Annotated in this window: 21 protein-coding genes; 13 read left to right on the forward strand and 8 right to left on the reverse strand. The window is 62.2% G+C overall.

Annotation, left to right across the window (positions count from 1 at the left end; genetic code table 11):
* Positions 1-149: 149 nt before the first annotated feature.
* The 4 genes from AC1TQG_RS26135 to AC1TQG_RS26150 are packed head-to-tail and all read right to left on the reverse strand — an operon-like array spanning position 150 to position 2,504.
* Positions 150-1,058, reverse strand: a complete 909-nt coding sequence (locus AC1TQG_RS26135; RefSeq protein ID WP_482141799.1) for a helix-turn-helix domain-containing protein — start codon at positions 1,056-1,058, stop codon at positions 150-152.
* A 9-nt stretch (positions 1,059-1,067) separates the two neighbouring features.
* Positions 1,068-1,277, reverse strand: coding sequence for a helix-turn-helix transcriptional regulator (locus AC1TQG_RS26140; protein ID WP_482141801.1), 210 nt, complete (start codon positions 1,275-1,277; stop codon positions 1,068-1,070).
* Entirely contained in the window at positions 1,261-2,049 is a 789-nt protein-coding gene (locus AC1TQG_RS26145) for a DUF2637 domain-containing protein (protein WP_482141803.1), read from the reverse strand. The genes AC1TQG_RS26140 and AC1TQG_RS26145 overlap by 17 nt, the downstream gene beginning before the upstream one ends.
* A complete protein-coding gene (locus AC1TQG_RS26150; protein WP_482141805.1) occupies positions 2,046-2,504 on the reverse strand; it encodes a hypothetical protein in 459 nt (152 codons plus the stop codon). Before AC1TQG_RS26150 ends, AC1TQG_RS26145 begins: the two co-directional genes overlap by 4 nt.
* Positions 2,505-2,736: 232 nt before the next feature.
* Here AC1TQG_RS26150 and AC1TQG_RS26155 point away from each other — a divergent pair, with 232 nt between their 5' ends.
* A complete protein-coding gene (locus AC1TQG_RS26155; RefSeq protein WP_482141807.1) occupies positions 2,737-4,002 on the forward strand; it encodes a helix-turn-helix domain-containing protein in 1,266 nt (421 codons plus the stop codon).
* Here the strand turns inward: AC1TQG_RS26155 and AC1TQG_RS26160 are convergent.
* Positions 3,999-4,658, reverse strand: a complete 660-nt coding sequence (locus AC1TQG_RS26160) for an HAD family hydrolase (RefSeq protein WP_482141809.1) — start codon at positions 4,656-4,658, stop codon at positions 3,999-4,001. The two genes, AC1TQG_RS26155 and AC1TQG_RS26160, sit on opposite strands and share 4 nt — an antisense overlap.
* A 1,523-nt stretch (positions 4,659-6,181) precedes the next feature.
* Between AC1TQG_RS26160 and AC1TQG_RS26165 the strand changes: the two genes are divergently transcribed.
* The 5 genes from AC1TQG_RS26165 to AC1TQG_RS26185 all read left to right on the forward strand — a co-directional run bounded on the left by AC1TQG_RS26165 (position 6,182) and on the right by AC1TQG_RS26185 (position 11,290).
* Positions 6,182-6,850: a hypothetical protein gene (locus tag AC1TQG_RS26165; protein ID WP_482141811.1), complete on the forward strand. Its 669-nt coding sequence runs from the start codon at positions 6,182-6,184 to the stop codon at positions 6,848-6,850.
* 129 nt (positions 6,851-6,979) lie between these two features.
* Complete coding sequence (locus tag AC1TQG_RS26170) at positions 6,980-7,294, forward strand: hypothetical protein (protein ID WP_482141813.1); 315 nt, start codon at positions 6,980-6,982, stop codon at positions 7,292-7,294.
* Between the two features lie 874 nt (positions 7,295-8,168).
* Positions 8,169-8,573: a MobC domain-containing protein gene (locus tag AC1TQG_RS26175; protein ID WP_482141814.1), complete on the forward strand. Its 405-nt coding sequence runs from the start codon at positions 8,169-8,171 to the stop codon at positions 8,571-8,573.
* A gap of 38 nt (positions 8,574-8,611) precedes the next feature.
* Positions 8,612-10,228: a relaxase/mobilization nuclease domain-containing protein gene (locus AC1TQG_RS26180; protein WP_482141816.1), complete on the forward strand. Its 1,617-nt coding sequence runs from the start codon at positions 8,612-8,614 to the stop codon at positions 10,226-10,228.
* Between the two features lie 240 nt (positions 10,229-10,468).
* Entirely contained in the window at positions 10,469-11,290 is an 822-nt protein-coding gene (locus tag AC1TQG_RS26185) for a recombinase family protein (RefSeq protein ID WP_482141817.1), read from the forward strand.
* Positions 11,291-11,356: 66 nt separating this feature from the next.
* On the opposite strand, the gene AC1TQG_RS26190 is transcribed toward AC1TQG_RS26185, so the two are convergent.
* Positions 11,357-11,503, reverse strand: coding sequence for a hypothetical protein (locus AC1TQG_RS26190; protein ID WP_482141818.1), 147 nt, complete (start codon positions 11,501-11,503; stop codon positions 11,357-11,359).
* 81 nt (positions 11,504-11,584) lie between these two features.
* Between AC1TQG_RS26190 and AC1TQG_RS26195 the strand changes: the two genes are divergently transcribed.
* The 4 genes from AC1TQG_RS26195 (at position 11,585) to AC1TQG_RS26210 (ending at position 13,868) form a co-directional block, all read left to right on the forward strand.
* Entirely contained in the window at positions 11,585-12,628 is a 1,044-nt protein-coding gene (locus AC1TQG_RS26195) for an HNH endonuclease (RefSeq protein ID WP_482141819.1), read from the forward strand.
* 91 nt (positions 12,629-12,719) lie between these two features.
* On the forward strand, positions 12,720-12,857 hold the full coding sequence (locus AC1TQG_RS26200; protein WP_482141821.1) for a hypothetical protein: 138 nt from the start codon (positions 12,720-12,722) through the stop codon (positions 12,855-12,857).
* The gene (locus tag AC1TQG_RS26205) at positions 12,841-12,987 is read left to right on the forward strand and encodes a hypothetical protein (protein WP_482141822.1); all 147 of its coding nucleotides are present in this window, start codon (positions 12,841-12,843) and stop codon (positions 12,985-12,987) included. Before AC1TQG_RS26200 ends, AC1TQG_RS26205 begins: the two co-directional genes overlap by 17 nt.
* 152 nt (positions 12,988-13,139) lie before the next feature.
* Complete coding sequence (locus AC1TQG_RS26210; RefSeq protein ID WP_482141823.1) at positions 13,140-13,868, forward strand: hypothetical protein; 729 nt, start codon at positions 13,140-13,142, stop codon at positions 13,866-13,868.
* 256 nt (positions 13,869-14,124) lie between these two features.
* On the opposite strand, the gene AC1TQG_RS26215 is transcribed toward AC1TQG_RS26210, so the two are convergent.
* The gene (locus AC1TQG_RS26215) at positions 14,125-15,135 is read right to left on the reverse strand and encodes a DUF3644 domain-containing protein (RefSeq protein ID WP_482141824.1); all 1,011 of its coding nucleotides are present in this window, start codon (positions 15,133-15,135) and stop codon (positions 14,125-14,127) included.
* Positions 15,136-15,274: 139 nt separating this feature from the next.
* Positions 15,275-16,048, reverse strand: a complete 774-nt coding sequence (locus tag AC1TQG_RS26220) for a hypothetical protein (RefSeq protein WP_482141826.1) — start codon at positions 16,046-16,048, stop codon at positions 15,275-15,277.
* A gap of 272 nt (positions 16,049-16,320) precedes the next feature.
* Here AC1TQG_RS26220 and AC1TQG_RS26225 point away from each other — a divergent pair, with 272 nt between their 5' ends.
* From AC1TQG_RS26225 to AC1TQG_RS26235, 3 genes are read left to right on the forward strand one after another with little or no spacing between them, the layout of a single operon-like run.
* Complete coding sequence (locus tag AC1TQG_RS26225) at positions 16,321-16,893, forward strand: recombinase family protein (RefSeq protein ID WP_482141827.1); 573 nt, start codon at positions 16,321-16,323, stop codon at positions 16,891-16,893.
* Between the two features lie 41 nt (positions 16,894-16,934).
* Positions 16,935-17,087 carry a hypothetical protein gene (locus AC1TQG_RS26230; RefSeq protein WP_482141829.1) on the forward strand — a complete coding sequence of 51 codons (153 nt, stop codon included), beginning with the start codon at positions 16,935-16,937 and terminating at the stop codon, positions 17,085-17,087.
* Positions 17,084-18,832, forward strand: a complete 1,749-nt coding sequence (locus AC1TQG_RS26235) for a zinc-ribbon domain-containing protein (RefSeq protein WP_482141831.1) — start codon at positions 17,084-17,086, stop codon at positions 18,830-18,832. Before AC1TQG_RS26230 ends, AC1TQG_RS26235 begins: the two co-directional genes overlap by 4 nt.
* Positions 18,833-18,884: the final 52 nt, after the last annotated feature.

Below are 18,884 nucleotides of genomic sequence, written 5' to 3' on the forward strand. Positions count from 1 at the left end.
AGCGAGTTGGGTTGGATGCCGAGGTGTCGCGCAGCGGTGATGATGGCTGTCCAGCGGGAGATTCTCTCGGTCCTGAGGAGGAAACGGACACGGTCGACTGCTGCGGTTCGGCAGTCTTCGCTGACTGTCCTATTTTCGGAAGTCATTGGCTACCCTTCTTTTCGGTCCGCGGTACCGCACGTCGGCTCGGTGCCGATCGCCAATGCACCATCGAGACCGGATTCGGAGGAATCGCTGCGTTCAGGCCGGTGGTTCTGGGATCGTCGGGCTTGCGGACTGCATTTCGGGCAGAAGGCCGCCGCTTCCGAGCCATCTTGCTGCTGAACCGTAATGGTGCGTGACCGATCGTCTTCACATTCCCCACACCAGGGCAGAAGCAGCTGACCGGCAATGCGCCGATCACTCGGTGGCCCAGCAAGATCGGCGAGACGTGCGGCGAGCACCTGGACGGGGTAGCGCACACCGTTCGGATTTCGTGACAGGTGCTCGACCAGCACCCTGGTGCTCCATCCGTTGGCGAGAGCGGCGAAGACTGCGGGTGAGAGCCTTCGGCGGTCCGCACGTCCGACCGTCCACGGTGCTGGGAGGGCATCGAAGACTCGGTCGGCGTCTTCGAGTGCGTGCGGTTCGGATGGGGGTTCTGTTGGTGGGTTCAAGGGGTCCTGCTCTGGGTCTCTCGTGGGGTGTCGTTCCGATACGCCCCCGGTCTGCCTGCGGGACGGGCCCTGTCTCACTTCGGGACGGGGGAGTGCCAATTCGGGACCGGGGTCGGAATCGACCTGTGGGGCGTCGGGGTGGTTGAGGTAGTAGCGGCTTGATCGTTGGGCTCCGGAGGTGTGGAACTGGGCGCGGCGGGTGAGGTAGCCGTCGGTTTCGAGGGTGTTGAGCGCGCGCAGGACTGTGCTTCTGCCGGCGCCTGATTCGGCCATCAAGGTTCGGATTGAGGGGTAGCAGGAGAAGTGTTCGTCGGCTTTGTTGGCCAGAAGGATCAGGATCAGTTTGAGGACTGGGGAACCCACGTGGGCGTCGGTGGCCCAGTCGACGGCTTTCCAGCTCATGGCGGTCGATCACACGCGAGTGGATTCGAGCCACTCGAGTACGTCGATGCGGGTCCATCTGCGGTGGCGGTCGCTCAGGCGCAGGTGATGTGGTCCGGGTGCGTCAATACCGCGTTCGCGTTTGGCTGCCCAGTCGTGCAGGGTCGAGACCGGGATGCCGGTGAGGTCGCGGACTTCGTTGGCGGTGAGCATGTCTCGGTCGCTATCGGTGTTGCGCATGGCTGTGTCCTTCGGTGGTGGGCTGGTCGGTGGGGAGTTCGCGAAGTTGGGTGGTCGCGAGGTCGGTGGTGGTCGGTGTGGCTGCTTTGGCGAGCATGCGGCCGACGGTTTTGTGGTGCACGCCGAGGCGGAGGCCGATGCGCCGGTTGGACCAGCCGGCGTCTTTGAGCGTGACTGCGAGGGTCGGTGCACCGGGGCCTGTCGGGACACCGTTGTCTTCGGCCTCCGCAGTTGGTGCTGGTGAGGTTTGCGGGATGCTGGGTTTGTCGCCGGTCTCCGGATCGTCGTCGGCGCGCGCCAGTTTCACTGGCGCGGTGGTTTCGATGGCGCCGTCGTGTGGTGCAGGGCTGGGGGTGCCGACCAGGAGCGACAATCCGTGTGTCGCTGCGAGAAGACTCACTGGCGCGACGGTGGCGACCGCGGCGCCGATCAATGGCGCCAGGGTTCGGGCGGTGGATACCGCTGCGTGCAAGGCGTTTCCAGCCACGGACACCGACGCAGCGACCGTCAACACCGACCAGAAGAATCGACGGGCGGACTGTGCGCCAGTGCGTGGCGCGAGCGCCACGACACTGATCGTGGATTGGAGGATGGCGCCGTCGATGATGACTGGCCAGATCCACGCGAGGTCGTGAAGTTGGCCGGCCTGAACTGCGAGGTCCTCGAGCGCAGCAGACGAGAGGACGAATGCGCCGCTGGCGATGGCGACGGTGGTGCCGATGGCGCAGTAGGTTGCCGCCCGCAAGGGCGGACCTGCACCAGTGGTGTTCATGCGCTTCGGTTCTGGCGACCAGGGCGGCGCTCGGTGCCATCGTGATAGAGGCTGGCGATGTAGTCCTGCGCCAGCTGGAGGGTGTCGGACAGAGCTTCGGCGTGATGGGCGACAACGCTGAAGGCCGTCGCTGCCGCCTCAGCACGCTCGACAGCGCACGCATGATTCAGCGCGTCGTCGACATCGCGGTAGTGGGTATCGCGCAGTGTGGGATCTGATGTCAGCTGGCCGGCCCAGTCGGCGAGCCGTTGGTGCAGTTTGGAGTGGAGCCGCGCTTCCTGCGCGAGCGCGTCGAGCAAGGGGAGTGGGCTGGCTGGTGAGGGGCCGAAGGTTCCGGCGGCACCGTCGCGAGCAGTCTGTTCGAAGTGCTGATCTAGGTCGTTGGCATCATTGTTGGCAATCGGAAGGCCCCATTCGCCTGGTGTTATGCCGTTGGTGGCCTGCTGCTTCCTCATGTCTTGTCCCGTCCTGCACGTGGTTCAGGTACTTGTTGTCCGTCGATATGTGACTTCGGGTGGTGGGAGTCATCCGTCGGGCACGCGTTGGGCTACTCGGTCTACTTGTCGCTCTCGTACGAATCATCAGGCAATTTCATCGCACATAAAAGGACGTAAGAGGGGACATTAGGAGGACATAATGATCCAACGCTCCCGTGACACACGTCCGCTAAGCGCCTAGCATCGAGGCATGACAACGCCCGGTAATGCACGCCTCCGCGCGGCCCGCCAGAGTCTTGGCCTGCGGTCGCAGGCCGCTCTCGCTGAAGCGGTGACGAACGCAGCTCGCGATGCCGGTCTGCGTATCTCGGTCACTGCGCGCACTGTTCGGCGCTGGGAGTCGGCGACGCCGCCGTGGCCACATCCCGACCATGCTGCGGCCTTGGAAGCTGTATTTCAGCGCCCGATCACCGAACTTGGCTTCACTCCGCCTTGGTCGGGCGAATCTGATGCTGGCTACACGCCACAACGACGGACTGAGTCGAGCGGGGGAGCAGGACATCCGAGGATTGGCCAGTCCGGACCTTTATTGCCGGCCTCAGTGGCTGCCGACTACATGGCGGTGACCGTCGCTCATCGGCGGCTTTATTGGTCCTTGCCCGCCGTGCGCATCCATCGGGCAGTCGCCGAGCACGCACTCTTGGGCGCGGACCTGGTCGACCAAGTCGCCGCATCCGCGAAACTGATTCTCGCGTCTGCGGTTTCGGAATCAAGTTTGCTCGCGGGTCGCCTGGAGTTCTTCGACCTCCAGAAGCCAGTGGCGGCACAACGTAGTTTTGTGCTCGCGCTGCAGGCGGCGCACGAGTCGGACGATTCGTTGTTAGGCGCCGCGGCGCTGGCGCACATGTCGTTCGCGCCAGCGTTCTCGGGTGACAGTGCGCGGGCCGAAGAGGCGCGCGACCGTATTCGTGCTGCGCGCGCGTTCGCGCGGCGGGGTGCCGCGAACTCGATGATGATCGCTTGGCTCGACGCGGTCGAAGCTGAGGTTGAGACCAGGTTCGGGGACACCCGCCGCGCCCTCGCACTCATCCGTCATGCTGAGCAGCAGTTAGCCGAAACCGACGATCGCCCGTCGCCGGTGTGGTTCGACTGGTTTTCCGAAGCTCGGCTCGCCGGCTTCAAGGGGAACACACTGATGGTCGCCGGCCAGGGCCGTGACGCCCGCGAAACCCTCGAGGGCGTGCTCCAGGACCTGCCTGATGAAGCAGTCAAACAGCGCTCGATCATCTTGGCCGACCTCGCCGCTGCCTCGGTCATCGAGAAGTCACCCGAGAAGGCATGCGAGTACCTGTCGTTGGCGCTGGATCAGCTTGGGCAGAACTGGTACGCGACAGCGATGGAACGGGTCAAAGCAGTTCGGCAATCGCTGCGTGAGTGGGAGTCGTTGCCGGCAGTCCGCAAACTCGATGAGCGTCTCTACGACTGGCACACCACCGTCAACTCCCTTGTGGGCTAGTTCGATTCAGCGTTCTCGGCTGCGACGATGCCGGGCAGCTCATTGAGGCTGTCGATCCGCCAGTCTGAGAGTTTGGCGACTTCAGGTTTGTCGCGGAGGATCCAGCCCCAGGGGCCGCGCTGGATGTAGGCGGTCTTGAGGCCGGCTTTCTTGGCGGGTGTGATGTCGTTGTCGATGCGGTCGCCGACATAGAGGATCTGATCGGCTGGAACTGGTGCTTCTTCGATGAGGCGCTCAAAAAAGGCCACGTCGGGCTTCTGAACGCCCCAATCATCCGATGTCGCAATGAAATCGGTGGGCAGGTTGAGGTCGCGAAGGATCGCGCCGGCGCGGACGGTTTGGTTGCCGGCGATACCGACCCACACGCCGATCTCGCGAAGCTTGCTCAGTGCGGGACGTACATCGCTGTAGAGGTCGTCTTCACCGAACCACTCTGGCTTGCCGGCGTCCGCACGCTCTTGGCGGGCGGTGGCGAGGTCGAATCCGGGCTGAAAGACCTGAAACGTCTCGCGGTAGTCCCTGCCTGACGCGATGGTCGCTCCAAACACGGACACGAAGGTATGCCGGGGGACCCCGAGCCAGTCGGCCCATGTTCCGTACTCGCGTGTTTCGTCGACAAGGCACTCGCCTACGTCGAATACAACTGCTCCGATCACGGTAGACAGATTACCTGCTCCGAGACAGATGCATGACGGGTGAGCGACGCTTGGCCCTGAATCTGAATCACTGTGGAAGGTCGTCAGCGACCGGCATTCTGAGGGAAATCCGCTTCCGCGGCGAAGCGGCAGAGGTTAGGGAAGTATCCGATCGATGCCTCCGTGCATTACCTGGAAATGGGTTCGGAACTCAGCGCTGCCCAGCTGTCCGGTGATTCCGCGGGAAACGACAGACTCATTGTTCGGCGATGTGTCGCGCAACGCCCAGGCGTTCGCTAGTGCGAAACTGAGCCTGTTGGACATGGCCAGGTCCGTCATATGCCCTGGCGTATTGGAGCGTTTTCGTACCAGGTGATTCGCCCTAATTGCTAAGGGCGATACTGGAAGTGTCGACGCACTTCACGAGGCGAGCGTTCTACCCAAGACCTTCTCTAAGCGCGATGTCTTGGTCATAGCCACGAACTCTGGCTTTGCATGCCAGAATTCTATTCACGAGTTCAGCGGACTCTGCGCGCGCCGAGTCGGAAAGGCTAGCGGTTCCGAGATTGAGGTAGAAGCGGAGAGCCCGGTCCTGCTCTATTAGCTCTTGTTCGAGCGTTGCGATCTCCCGGCGAGCAGCCAGACGCCTCCGCTTTGTATCCGATACATCGATCGCTTGGATCCGTTGCTGTTCAGCAGCGTCGGCGGCTCGAGCCCTAGACCCGTCGCGTGCGGACAACCATTTGGGCGCAAGAGCCCACAGCAAGACAAGTAACGACAGGACCACACCGCACCCAACTAGCGCTGTGCGCAGGCCGAGCAACTCAACTAGAACGGTGCCGATCAACCCGATGGGCGTCAGGACGATGAGTGTGCCGTAGAACCAGGACTTTGCATCGTCTTGACGTTGTTTTTCGGCTTGGGTCCGGCCAAGGCCACCCCAGTCCCGTTCGTTCGGGCTACGCATCAGTGAAGCCTAGCGGTAGCGAGCGATGCCCAGTCGCTGCTGACAGTCAGATATGGGAGCGGTAACCAGAGATCTCGTCCTCACACCAGCTGCTTCCAGCGCGACCTGATCAAATCGAAGACGGCTCGAGATTGTCCTTGCGTTCTAACGCACCGTAGTCGCGGCGTCGACTGTATTGGAGGTCTGGTTCGTGGTCTTGCAGGAGCGTTCGACGGGGCTTGCGCCCCTCGTAGGCTGCGCGAATAGTGCGCGGCCGACAACGATTGTCCGTGTTGTGGTCTCCTAGTCGGAGCGCCTCCGGCGCACTGTGACCGGCCTTCGGCCGGCGCCGGTCTTCTTTGCCCTTCTGGCCTTCCGATCCTGGCCGGCGTCGTCCGCCGCACAAGACCCGACTCCGCTGCGCTCCGGCCCGCTGGGCTCGGATACTTTTTCAGCCCACACTCGGCTGCGCCTCCCAGAAAAACTTTCCGCTCGAATCTTGTGCTCTGTCCTCCTAGCCGGCCCAAATCTCCCTCGCCAGAAGGGCGAAAAAATTGGCGGACAGCGGGTCTGCCGCACTGATGCCGGGAGGGTCACGATGAGCACAGGCAAAGCGCGCGAGTTTTCGAAGGAACAACGCCGGATTGCGGGGAGCCGTCCCGATCACACCGCGACACCGCTCCCACTGCGGACAAATGGTGTCGTCACAAACGTCAACATCACCGCGTGCGGTGAGCAGAGCAACCGCATCAAAGTGGTGGCGCCCGAGACCCGCGTGGCCATGCTGCAAGTGGAGTTCCCCGGTGTGACGATGCAATTCACCAGCTGCGAACAGGTGCAGCTCGTACTCGGATTGTTCGCGATCGCCCGACAGGCTCGGATGGGCATGAGCAAGCTGCACAGGTTGCCCGGAGTCATGGCAGAGTCCAACGTCGAGGTCCAGACCACAATGATGTGGACACGGGTACCGATGGGCGCGGCAGCACGCGATCAGTTCACACACCCAGCCACGCAAAGGGTATCGCCCTACGTGCGCCTGACAATCGCGCCGCTCACGTTCGCACTGATGGATACGACAGCCATCGAGACCATGGTTGCGGCGATGAAGAAGGCGCATAAGTTGGCCGTTGCGACCTTCGACGACGGCGAAGAGTTCTCACGCAACTCGGCCGTACCGAGCTGGCGGCCGCGAGCGCAGCACAGCTACCGGATCACCGGCACCGGTTGGCTGATGCGCGGACCGACCTCCGAGAAGCAGCGCGACTGACCCGGTTATCCTCAGACCCGGACGTTGTCCACAGGAACGGGTCTGGGGATAGGTGATTGCCGCGCAGCCTGGGGGCCGCGCGGCATCGTTGTCGGTGCGAAACACTCGCTACCCGACAAGGAGTACGTCATGATCTGCTGGAGCGTCACCGCCCACGTCGTCACGCATCCCGATGAAGGCATCCTTGATGCCGGAGCTAACCCCACGTACGGCGACGCCCATCGTTCCGCCGCTGACGCAGCACTTGTCGCGCTGACGGTGCTCACCCGCGAGTTCCCGAGTTCGTGCCCGTTTGTGATCATCAGCGTCGACGACATCCCGCTATTGCTCGCTGCTGCTGGAACAGACGCCAGCGGTCAGGTGGAAGTAGGTGCGCTCATTGACGCCGTAATTGAGGTTCGCGAGACGGGCGTCGCGTGGCGGCAGACGCCGATGGGTTTCTGAATAGACCAGGCTTGCGAGTTGGTGGTCCCAGACTGCGGGCGGTGTTCGTCGAGGACCAGAACCCTAGATGCGCGCCGCCGAACCTATGCGGTCACACTCGCTGGTCTGTTCGGTGCTGATCTTTCGGGTGCCGTTGCTGGCGTTGTGTCGGATGTTTCTGCTGGCCTGTCGTTGACGGGACCCTTGCCCCGCGACTTGGATTGTGCGCGGCGCGCCCTCGGTTTCCTGCTGGATCCGACCGGGTCCACTCGCCAGTCGTTGAGTTCAGAGTCGGAGAAGTCGGCCTTCTTGGCCTGGACGAGTGCCTCGCCCAGCTGTCGGCGACGTTCAGAGTCACGAGTCAGAAAGGCCTCGCGTTCTTCGATGATCTCGTTGTGGATTTTCTTCAAGGTATGAACTGCGGCGATCTTGCGCTCTGCCTCGTCGCGGATGCGTGTTTCAATCTCAGATGCGGGAACGGATAGATTCATGGACCCACGGTATCGAGCTGAGTAGATTCGTGGACGTTCGCTCACGGCGTGTTGTTGTGTTTTCCTGCAGTCGGTTTCGAGTCTTGGATGAGGGTGTCGGTTGATGTCTTATTCGTCCATTTGGTCCACTCGGAAATGATTTGATCTGCGGTACAGCCGGTTTCGAATCGTGGTTGCCGTCTGGCGCCTACGCCCGGGTGAACTCCGATTCGATGAGTCTGTTCGAGAAAGGTGAGTTCGCCTTGCTCACAGCGTGCTTCGTCGAATTCCTGCCTCGGGCGGAGCAAGCTATAGACTTAGGTTCCCTAAGTCGAGATCCCGAGCGCTTCGCTCCGGAATCTGTCGCACCGCGGTGCTAGTCTCCAGTTACTGGAGTCGCTGCGCTGGGCCGAAGGGAGGTAGCGATGTCAGAGGGAGTCCAAGCCCCGTCGAAGCTGCCTTCGCGTAGGAGGTTTCGGCGTAAAAATGTGGCCGGCGGTCGTTCGATCCCACACAAGGTGATGGTGTCGCCAGGCGAGGAGTCCATGCTGGCGGCGCGTGCGTCTGCGGCACGGGTGACGATTCCGCGGTTGCTGGTCGAGGCGGCATTGGCTCCTCGCGGTGAGACATCCACGCAGCGTGCCGATCTCGCAGCCTCAATGTTCGCGTCGTATCGAATGCTGGCATCGTTGGCGAACAACATAAATCAGATCGCGAAGGCGACCAACTCAACTCGCGAGATCCAACCGGACACCGACGCTGCGCTGGCTGCGGTGCGTCGGGCTGCTTACCGTTTGGAACGGACATTGGACGGGTTCGAAGCGCGGTGATGCCGAACGTTACGCGGGGCGCGAAGATGACTGGACTGATGAAGTACCTTGTCGGCCCGGGGAAGGCCAACGAGCACACCGATCCTCACCTTGTGGGCGGCGATCCGGCAATCATGGCGTGGCATGACGACGCCACGTTGTCGATGGACGCTGTGCGGGACGTGGCACGTCAACTTGATCAATCGCGTCGGGTTTACGGCACGAAGGTGATGGTTCCGAAGCGGACGATGGGCGACGACGGCAAGTGGCGCGCGGAGGGTCTGCGGGACGGCAACGTTTGGCACTGTTCGTTGGCGCTGAAAGCCGAAGAAGGTCAGATCACTGACGATAAGTGGTCCGACATTGCCGGCGACTTCATGCGCGAGATGGGTTTCGCAGAAGATGGTCTGTCGCCGGCGCGGTGGGTGGCAGTGCGACATGGACTGAGCGCTAACGGCAATGACCACATCCACATCGCGGCGACATGTGTGCGTGAAGACGGAACCAAGGTTGCGCTGTGGGATGACTGGAAGAAGAGCCAACGGGTAGCCCAGACGTTGGAGCGCAAGTACGGCCTTGTGGTGACTGAAGGCCGAGCCGCCGGCATCACAAGTCGTGGCTACTCGCGTGCCGAACGCCACAAGGCCGCAGGCAAAGGCGGCGAACCGGCCCGTATGACCCTCGCGCGCAACGTGCGTGCGTGCGCGTCGGCTGCGGTCCACGAGGCTGACTTCGTTCGACGCGTGCGCACCGAAGGAATGCTGATCCGGCCCCGGTTCGCCGCGGGTGCGGAGGACGTGGTGACCGGGTACTCAGTTGCGCTCGCGCCCCGAACATCCGACGGTAAGCGCGATTTTGCTGCCCGCCCGGTTTGGTTCGGTGGTGGCCAGCTGTCGAAGGACTTGACCTTGCCGCGACTGCGATCAGAGTGGCCAGACAGCCCGGTGGACGCTCTCACCGCAGTTGCGGAGTGGCGTCGTGCAAAGCGCGAGCGGCAGCCGATGCGCGGACCAGTCAGCCGTACTGCTTCGCCAGAATTGTTGGCGGAGGCGGAACGAGACCTTTGCCGGTGGACGACCTACCTCAAGTCGATTCCGCTCGACGACCGCGCAGAGTGGGCCCGTGCCGCTGGCCAGGGTGCTGGCGTGTTCGCCGTGTGGTCGGCCAGGGTCGAGCCGGTGCCTGGTCCACTTGCGTACGCTGCCGATTTACTTGCTCGTGGGGCTGGCATCCAGTCGCACCGAACGGTGCCGAAACGCGCGGGGAGAGTGGGGCCCGGGGTGGCACTTCTGCTGATGACTGCCAGTAATCACATGAAACCGGTTGTCGCGTACACGGTGCTTATGCGCCAGCTACTAGCTGCAGTCACGGCCGTTGCCGAGGCATCGGCAGCTGAGGGTGATGCGCAGCGGGCTTTGTCACAACTTGAAGTTTGTCGGGAGCAGGCCGAACTTGCACAGTCCACTCCCGACATTACGGCTGACACGCCGGACGATCGTGCACCAGACTTTCCGAAGGTGCCTGACGGCTCACAGCCATGCGATGTACGGCTACCAGGTTCCGTTCTCCCTCACTCGCTGGAATCCGAAGAGCGAGCGTACGAAGCACAAGGTGCTTCAGTAGGAAGAGTCGCGCGTAGCCAGCTGAGCGATGTAGTTCTGGAGAGCGGCAGGTAAGACTTCTTATGTGCGGTCTGTGAACGGCGTCCCGGTCGATCCGGCCACAGCCAACGTCGAGATCGAAGCCGGTAGCAGCGGCTCTCTCATTGAGGATCCTTCCCGCCCTGGCACGTCATCATCAGCGGCGGAATCCTGACCGAAAACCCGAGCCGTCCCGGCACATTTCTGATTCGAGCCTGACCATGGCTTTTGTTCCTGTCGGCATCGACGACAACGACAACCTTCCGTCCCGAGGTCGTGGACAAGCTCGGCGATACCTTCGCCGCGAAGTCGACCGTGGATGCGATGGGTGCTCTCGTGTACGTCGTCCGTGAATACCTCCGCGTCTCCAAAGACAGCTCTGGCAAGGGAAAAAGTCCTGATCAGCAGCATGATGAGAACGTTCGTGCAATCGAGGAGCAAGGTTGGGTGCTTCATTCTGCGCCGCCGTACCGGGACACGGATCGCAGTGCTTCGCGGTATGCGAAGCGCGAACGTGAGGACTTCGTCCGCCTAATAGCTGACCTCGATGCCGACGCGTTCGGCGCCGACGTGCTCGCTCTATGGGAGTCGTCCCGTGGCTCTCGGCGGGTCGGGGAGTGGGTGGATCTCGTGGATCTTTGCGCTGAGCGTCGCGTACGCATCTGGGTCACAACTCACGGTCGTCTCTATGACCCGATGAACGCGCGTGATCGCCGTTCGATGCTCGAAGACGCTGTCGATGCGGAGTACGAGGCCGCCAAGACGGCCGAGAGGATCCAGCGCGTTGTCCGTGCCTCTGCCGCAGCCGGCAAGCCGCATGGCAAGAACCTCTATGGCTATACCCGGACGTATAAGCAGGGCCCACGTGGGCCGATGCTTGACGAGATCCTCCCGCACCCTGAGCAGACCCCCATCGTCAAGGAGGCGGTGACCGGTGGTGTGATCCGCGAGGCTTGGACCGGGCTCGACCTGCCGGGTCGTCGCCGCATCATCCGTGCCGTTGTGACGCCAGCGATTCAACGTGTGGGCAAGGGCAAACAGCCGCGGAACGAGAAGGTGTCACGCGATTTCGGCCGGGTCGAGTGGGCCTGGCGTTGACAACGGGTCAGCCAGTGACCCGCAATTCGTATTTCGACGTAGGGGCCCTCTGTGTGCGATTACTGATCACCGTGGTCGTAGGTGACCTAAGCTCGCCTCCCGAAGGGTGTCTCGCAGTTCGGGTCGGAGAGTGCGATCTTTCAGCGCGTCGATGGACTTGTTGAGCGCGGCGATGTCTGCCACGATATCCGCCACGTCCTTCTTCAGAGTCACGCTTTGACAGTAGAGGTTTGAGCGTGCGGTGATGAATGCGGTCGTTCGACGTGTGCCGCCAACGACTAATCTCAATGATTTATGACCACCGTGGACCTGAGGTACTCGCAAACTTCCCGCGACGACAATCGGCTCCTATTGCTTGGGCTCACGGAAGCATGGGGCAACAAGTGCTACTGGTGTCGAAAGCCGAAGACCTTCCGCGACCTCCAGATCGACCACCTTAGGCCGCGCAACCCGATGGGGGGACCGGATCCAGACTTCGACGTTGATGCCGTCACCAACCTCGCGCCGATCTGTGGCCCCTGCAATCAGGAGAAGGGCAACGGTGAGTTCAACGGCGCCCCTCGCATCGATGCGATGCTCAAAGCGGCGGCTGACCACGCGCCCAAGGTCGCGCGGAGCGTCGGTAGGTTCCGCAAAGACGTGACTGTGGTGAGGGCGCTACTTGCCGTCACAGCCGCCGATCTGAACAGCGATGATGTCGCAGATTCGGTGGGGGCATTCGGGTCACTGATCCTCCCTGTCTTCAGGGACAAGTTCCCGAATATCCTCGGCGCTCCCTACTCGGAAGATTTCACAGTCCGCCGAGAGCCTGTCGAGATCCGGGGCCACAAGGTCCACCTTCCCGAGGAGGTCTCGATTGTCGAGTTCGACGCTCAATCGCGGCGGGCACGGGTGATCCTCGAAGATGTTCTTGACTTGTCGATCAGGTTCGCGCTTGACGACTTGCGCAGATACGTTGCTGACACGATCGATGAGCAGGTGAGTGAACGGCTGCGGCGATCGCGTCGTCCGTTTTCGTATTCCAGTATCGACGAACCGCCGAGCTCGAATCCTCTCGGCCTTTACGTGCACGAGCTTCGCTATGACGACGGCGCTGTGACATTCGAAGGGGAGCTAGAGGGCTATTTTTCCGCCTATATCGACGAGGACGACGAGGACTCCGGTCACAGCCGCACGCGGTCCGCTGACTTCGATTTTAATGGCGAGTTTTCCGCGACGTTTGAACAAGAAGGTCTTATGGATGCCTGGGCGCATGTTGGGGACCCAGCCGAGAACAAGTGGCGTCAACGACAATTCATGCTGCAGTTTGAGGACCATCCCGACTCGTCGGTGGGGTAGGTAGGTGGCCCGCCTCGCGCGAATCGAGTCGGCGGGTTCACGACAGTGCTAGACCCGCCGGAGTGTCATAGCCGAAAGGTAATCTTCCACCATGCCAAGTACATTCACCATCGACGGCTTCGATCCCGAGCACGTGTGGGCGGTCGTCCGCTACGGCCGACCGTGGAACGGATGGGCCACCCCGGTCGTCACTCGCGACGTGCTCAAAGTCGGTGATTGGCGCCGCTGAGGGGGGAGACCCCCACTTCATCGAGACAACTGCGGTCATCACTGGCGAGAAGCTGCGCCCCGAATCGAACGGCAACTACGACCTCGGCCAGCTCGGCTGGTGCTTCGTCGAGACCGACCGTTGGGGCTGACGCAGCAAGTCGTCGGCACCGCAGCTGCCCAGCGTCAGCGTTGCATCCCGACGATGGCCGGACCAGCGTCGCGGAGCACTGCCAGCTCTGGATGAGTCGCACCAGTTCTGCCCACACGTCGCAGGCCAGACCGGCGACATAATGTCTGTCGTATGGAAGACATTGTCGACTATTCCGATGCCAGGCATAAAACCTTGTGCCTGCACTGCTCCGAACTCTTCGAGCGCTCCCGCACCCGGGACCACGTGCCGACCCGCGGGCTCCTCGCACCTCCATACCCTCCTCATTTGCCGGCGGTGCCGATCTGCGGGGAATGCAACGAAGGCTTCAGCAAGGACGAACGGTATGTGGTCGGCTTGATCGGATGCGTGCTCAGCGGCAGCGCGCGCCCATCCGATCAGTCAGACCCGCGGGTCGCCGAGCTGCTGCGCAATAGTCCGAAGCTCGCTCGTCGCATTGCTGATCAGCGGATTCTGAAGTTCGAGGGCGGCCAGCAGACGGTGTGGTGGAAGCCAGAAAGCGACAGGGTCAAGAGGGTTATTGTCAAAAATGCCAGAGGCCACGTCTTGTTCGAGAGTGGTCTACCCATTTTCCGGGCTCCCGATTCGGTGCGGTTCGACGCTGTTTCCGCGATGACCGAAGCCGAGCAGCGACCCTTCGACAGTGCTGGTGCGAGCGACCCCGCTGGCGGGCGATTGCTGCCAGAGGTGGGCAGTCGGGGGATGTTTCGCGCAGTGACGTCTGCCGATCTTGTCGATGGATGGGTGGAAGTGCAACGCGGCGTCTACCGGTACCTGGTCAGCCACTTCGATTCGGCAACCGTCGTTCGGGCGGTGATTCGCGAATACCTCGCGACAGAGGTTGTGTGGGGCTCCGAGTGAACTGCTGAAAGCCCCGGCCAGTCCGGCATCGTAAGCGCTCAAGGTCGAGGTCGAACGCTGATGGGTCGGTGGTCGACGTAGACCATATCTCGCGTCTGCAAGCCGGTCTATCACTGATACATGGATGGTGACGCCGCAAATCAAGCCGTAGTACAGGTCGGACTGTCAATTAAGACCCGCCCGAACGGACGTCCGCTACGGGTGCTTCTGTCGCTCAGCTCAATTGAGCCGCCGTTGGTGCACTAGGCGACCGCGACTAATTGGCCTGCGCCCGCATATTTCGCTGGTGGGTACGGTACTCGTCTCGAAGCTCCTGGTAACGCTCGTCAGTAATTGAGCCGAGGTAGGCGACCGCGGCTCCAGACCAGACATGTGTGGTCGCGTTGCTGTGTTTCCACGCATGTTTCTTGTTGTCGCGCAGCGACTCTTTCCAACAGACCGTCTGAAGGTCGTAGCTATTCAACTTCCGCCCCGAGCGCTTCTTGTTCACGCGCTCTATCAGTTCCGTGGCGCTGAAAGGATGAGTCAGGTTCGGATCGGTCTTCTGGATGGCGATCTGCCCGTCTGCCGTCGTCGAGACCGCGACCACGAGATCAGCGCTTGTCATCTTCTTCTGTGAGTGCAGGTGAATGTCATAGACGACCGCCAACCGACCCATGTCGGCACCCTCGGCCTCGGCGTCGTCCATCAGCCCGCGTAACTCGTTGATGAAGTCCTCGACTTCGGCGACCATCGTCGAACTTTTGTCGGCCCTCATGAACTGCACTGAATCGGCGGGAGCGGTTGCGCCGAGCGGCAGCAACTGCCACGTCATCGAATCGGCGAGATCTTTCTTGAACTTAGCCAGCACGAAGTCACGGTAGTTAAGCACGTTCTGCTGCAAGAACGGGTGGATCACCGCTCCGAGCCCCTGAGCGTTGTATAGGTGGATTGCCCGATCCCGGTATTCCGTAATGGCCTTGATGTTCACGGTAGTCGCAACGCCATCGACGCCGTCCGGCCATAGGCTCCCCGCGTTTACGCGCCTGAGCGCGTCGTCGATCGAGACCGACAGGTATCGCTGGCCTGGCTTTTTGGGGTAGAAAATCGACTGTCTTTGCTGCCGCAGAGTCGCTTTGAGGGCTAGCTCCCAAGCGTTGACTATGAGCGTGACGGTGACCTCATCGCGATAGGTCATCTGCGGCTTGTTGTAGACCTCGACTGCCGCAAGCATGGCGGCGAGCGAGTTGTCGACTAGTCGCTTGATCGAAACGTACGGTGCGCTCACCGCGTCCTCCGCTTCTCTGGGGAGCGATCAACGTTTGTACTGTCGAGCAACCCGCCGACGGCCATAGAAACCGCTTGGCCAGGGGAGGGTTTCGATTCGTTATCCACGTACGCCAGGAACTCTTGGGCGCTGAGGCTCCTCACTGTGGCGGGAAGGTCAATGGCCGACCTGATTCGAGCAGCCACTCCGGCTCCGTCGGGTCCACGCTTCCCGTTGTGGCGACAACTCCCAAAACGAAGGCCGGCTGTAAACCAGGAACGAGCGCCTCGCCCAGAACACTCGGCGCACCCAACCAGAGGCCAAGCAAATCAGCCACGAGGTAGGCACCAAATGGTTGCGCTTGCGTGCAAATCTCCTGCTTAGAAAGCCCCACCGTCGCGTTTCCTGCACCAAGCCGCGCATGCGCGAAATCAGTAGGCAGTACCGATATCGTCCGATCCAGCGGGTCTGCGGCACTGTCGTGGATGAGCCAGTGAGTGCTTGTCGCGTCGCGTTCTCGCAGATTGTCGATTTGAGAGCGCTTGACTGTGAACCTGCCATCCTTGATCAACTTGACCTGCACGAGGTGACCCGTCTTAGTTGACAGATGGGGGGTGCGGATCTCGATGACGATCGCGACATCCGCGCCGGTCTGCGGTTCCTCGGAGGTCTTCGAAGTCACCCTTGGGTAGAACGCAACCTTGTATCCCGTGCCGATCCCGCCCGGTCCCCGCAGGTGCTGGATGCCGATGCTACGCAGCAGCCCCAACACCGCGGCTGTGTATGGCTCTTCATCTGGGAATCCTGCGGCCGGTAGTTCGCAACACCGCTGGATTTTTGTGGCCAGATCCCAATAGTCACTCCCAGATACCAGGCCTGCCAGCCATGTCGAGCGCACCGCGAATCCGCCCGAGCAACCGTGAAACGTGTACATGTGCATCCCCATCCGATGTCGGGCTCATCCCATCACACCCCGCGAGGTGCACCGTCCAGTACACACGTCTTGTGTGCGCCGGCGGGGTCTTCCCTCTCAGCCGCGTTGGCCCGGCAGGTTCGAACGCACCGTTCAACAAACGGTCGTTGGTCGAACAGACTGAACGCCGCCCGACACGACCCCGAGATTCGCCCCCAGATGTTCAATAAGCCGTTCGTTTATAGGTACGCTCCATCACAGAATGTGAACACGTTTACTGAACGGAGAATCCGGTGGCGCTCGTTGGACTGGTCCGCGTCAGCTCGGACAAGCAGGAAACTCAGCGTCAGCACGATGCTCTCGACAAGATCTGCGTCAGAGTTTTTGAGGAGAAGGTCTCGGGCAAGCTCGCCGTTGCCGAGAGGCCCGGGCTCAAGGCCGCCCTGGATTATCTTCGCCCCGACGACCTGCTTGCAGTCCAAGAGGTCGACCGGCTCGGTCGCAACCTCCTCGAAGGTTTGGTGGTTCTCAATGACTTGTTTGAGCGCGGTATCGGAGTCAAGGTGCTTGACGGCATCGCAGCCGGCGAGCACACCGAACGATCGCTGATCCTGGACCTGGCTCTCGCCCTGGCTGAGGATCGTCGACGCGATATCGTGCGCAAGACCCGCAATGGCCTCGAAGCCGCCCGCAGACGCGGCAAGGTCGGCGGTCGGCCGTCCGTGATCGACGACGACAAGCGTGCGGCCATCCTCGCCCGGCGTGAGCGTGACGAGTCGATCCGCGAGATCGCAGCGGGCGTCGGGGTATCCGTGGGCACCGTCCACCGGGTGCTTGTTGCAGTCGGTGCAGGAGACGGCCAATGACCTCACCTGCCAACCAAGCCAGGTGCGGATGTCAACCGAAAGTGACTCTCGTACAGGGCTATGCGCTTAGCATCGTGAACGCCGGCGACGCCGGTGTCGTTGAGATCGCCCAGCACAACGCGATCAGCAGGGAGCTCGCCTATCGGTATCTGATGGCCGGTTACGGCACTACCGCTACCGCGGAGTCAGCATGACTACGCCGACCCTCTGCGCCGTCGACGGTTGTGCGACCCCGGCAGCGTTTCGGTCCAGGAGCCGACCGGCTTGGTGTCAAACGCACATCGCCGAGATCCTGCGCACCGCCGGCCTCGAACCGCTCGAAGCCGTGGTGAAGCGGGACTCGTGGACGCTGATGCGCTGCCTGAGCTGCGGCTGCGAACAGCACCTGCGCCTGCAATATGTGCTCGACAAGCTCCCTGCGAAGTCCGATGAGCCAGTCTGTCAGGCCTGTCACTGGCGCCAGTGGGCACAGTGGGCCCGCTCGATGTCAGGTGAGGGCGTGGTTCCTGTCGACCTCGACAAAGTACGGGCCAAAGCCGAGGCCAACCACCTCGAATATCTCGGGCCGCTCACCATGCCGTCGCTCCCAGACGACCCCCACCGGACCCGCTGCCGAGACTGCGGCAAGGTCAGTGCCGAACGGGTTGGCGACATGGGCTGGGGCTGCACTTGTCGGCGAAACCCAAAACGACAGAGTGCGCCGGCCAAGGCACCCGCCGCCAACCTCCTACGCACCTCCGACAATGAGGCGCTGTCTTGGTGGGATCACAACGCCAACGATGAAATCCTTTGGGAGACGGCCAAACTCCGTTCGCCGAAGTCGGCGGGCTGGCGATGCCCGCAATGCGAGCACCGCTTCACCGCTGTTATCCGTGACATGACCCGACAGCCCTCTTGTCCACCGTGCACTGAGCGCCGTCAGCGCGAGTACAACGATCGACTGGTGTCGCTCCGAGGAAAGTCAGTCGCGGAGGTGCCGGAATTGCGCGAAGCCTGGGCTGACGAGATGCACCCCAGGTTTGCTCAGGTCGTTCCCAGCGGCTCGATCCCGATTTACCGATTCCGGTGCAAGCAGGGCCATCACCCAAGGCTGTCACCGCTGACATGGCTTGAGAATGGTTGCCCGTCCTGCCGGGCTAACGAGACCCGTTCGGCCAACGCCACCAACGGGCAGTCGCGGCTCAGCCCCGAGATCGCCTCACAATGGCATCCCGACCGCAACGGGACGTGGACCGCACTGCAAGCCAGCCCCGACTCACGCCGAATGGCGTGGTGGCAGGACCCGGTCTGCGGTCACCAATGGCAGCAGACTCCCCGCGAGCGTGACAAGTACACGCGCCGCCGTTGCCCGGAATGCGACACGGTGCTAGACAGCCTCGCCTGGCACTATCCAGAGATCGCCGCCGGATGGGCGCCCGAAAACCCGCTAACACCGTGGCATGTCAGGCCTACCGACACCGATCGCCTCATCGACTGGGTCTGCGACGCCGACCCGAACCATCGCTGGACCGCTGTGCCCGCCTCGCTGGTCAACGGTGCGGGCTGTCCCGAGTGTCGGACGGCCGGCAAGTCGCGCATCGAGCTGGAGCACCTGGAAGCTGCTCGGGCCGTCTTCGGCGACGCGGCCTCCGGCGTGCGGGTCCGCGGCGACGCCTTCGCCCGGCGTGCGTCCTGGACCGTCGACATCCTGGTCACGCTCGACGATGGAAGACGGATCGCCATCGAGTACGACGGATCGTACTGGCACGCCGACAAGGTTGAACTGGATGCCGAGAAGTCTCTCGACCTGCTCGCCGACGGAATCAGCGTCGTGCGGTTGCGGGAGGCCCCACTGCGAAAGCTGCCGATAAATCACCCCAGCTACCACGAAATCACCGTCCACAGCGCGGCGCCGGACCCTGGCGGCGTCATGCGCCAGGTGATGAGATTGATCCGCTGATCACCTGCCCCGCAACGACGAACACCTCGTCCAACGGTGGTCGGGGTCTTCG

Source organism: Williamsia sp. Y844 (assembly GCF_056786475.1).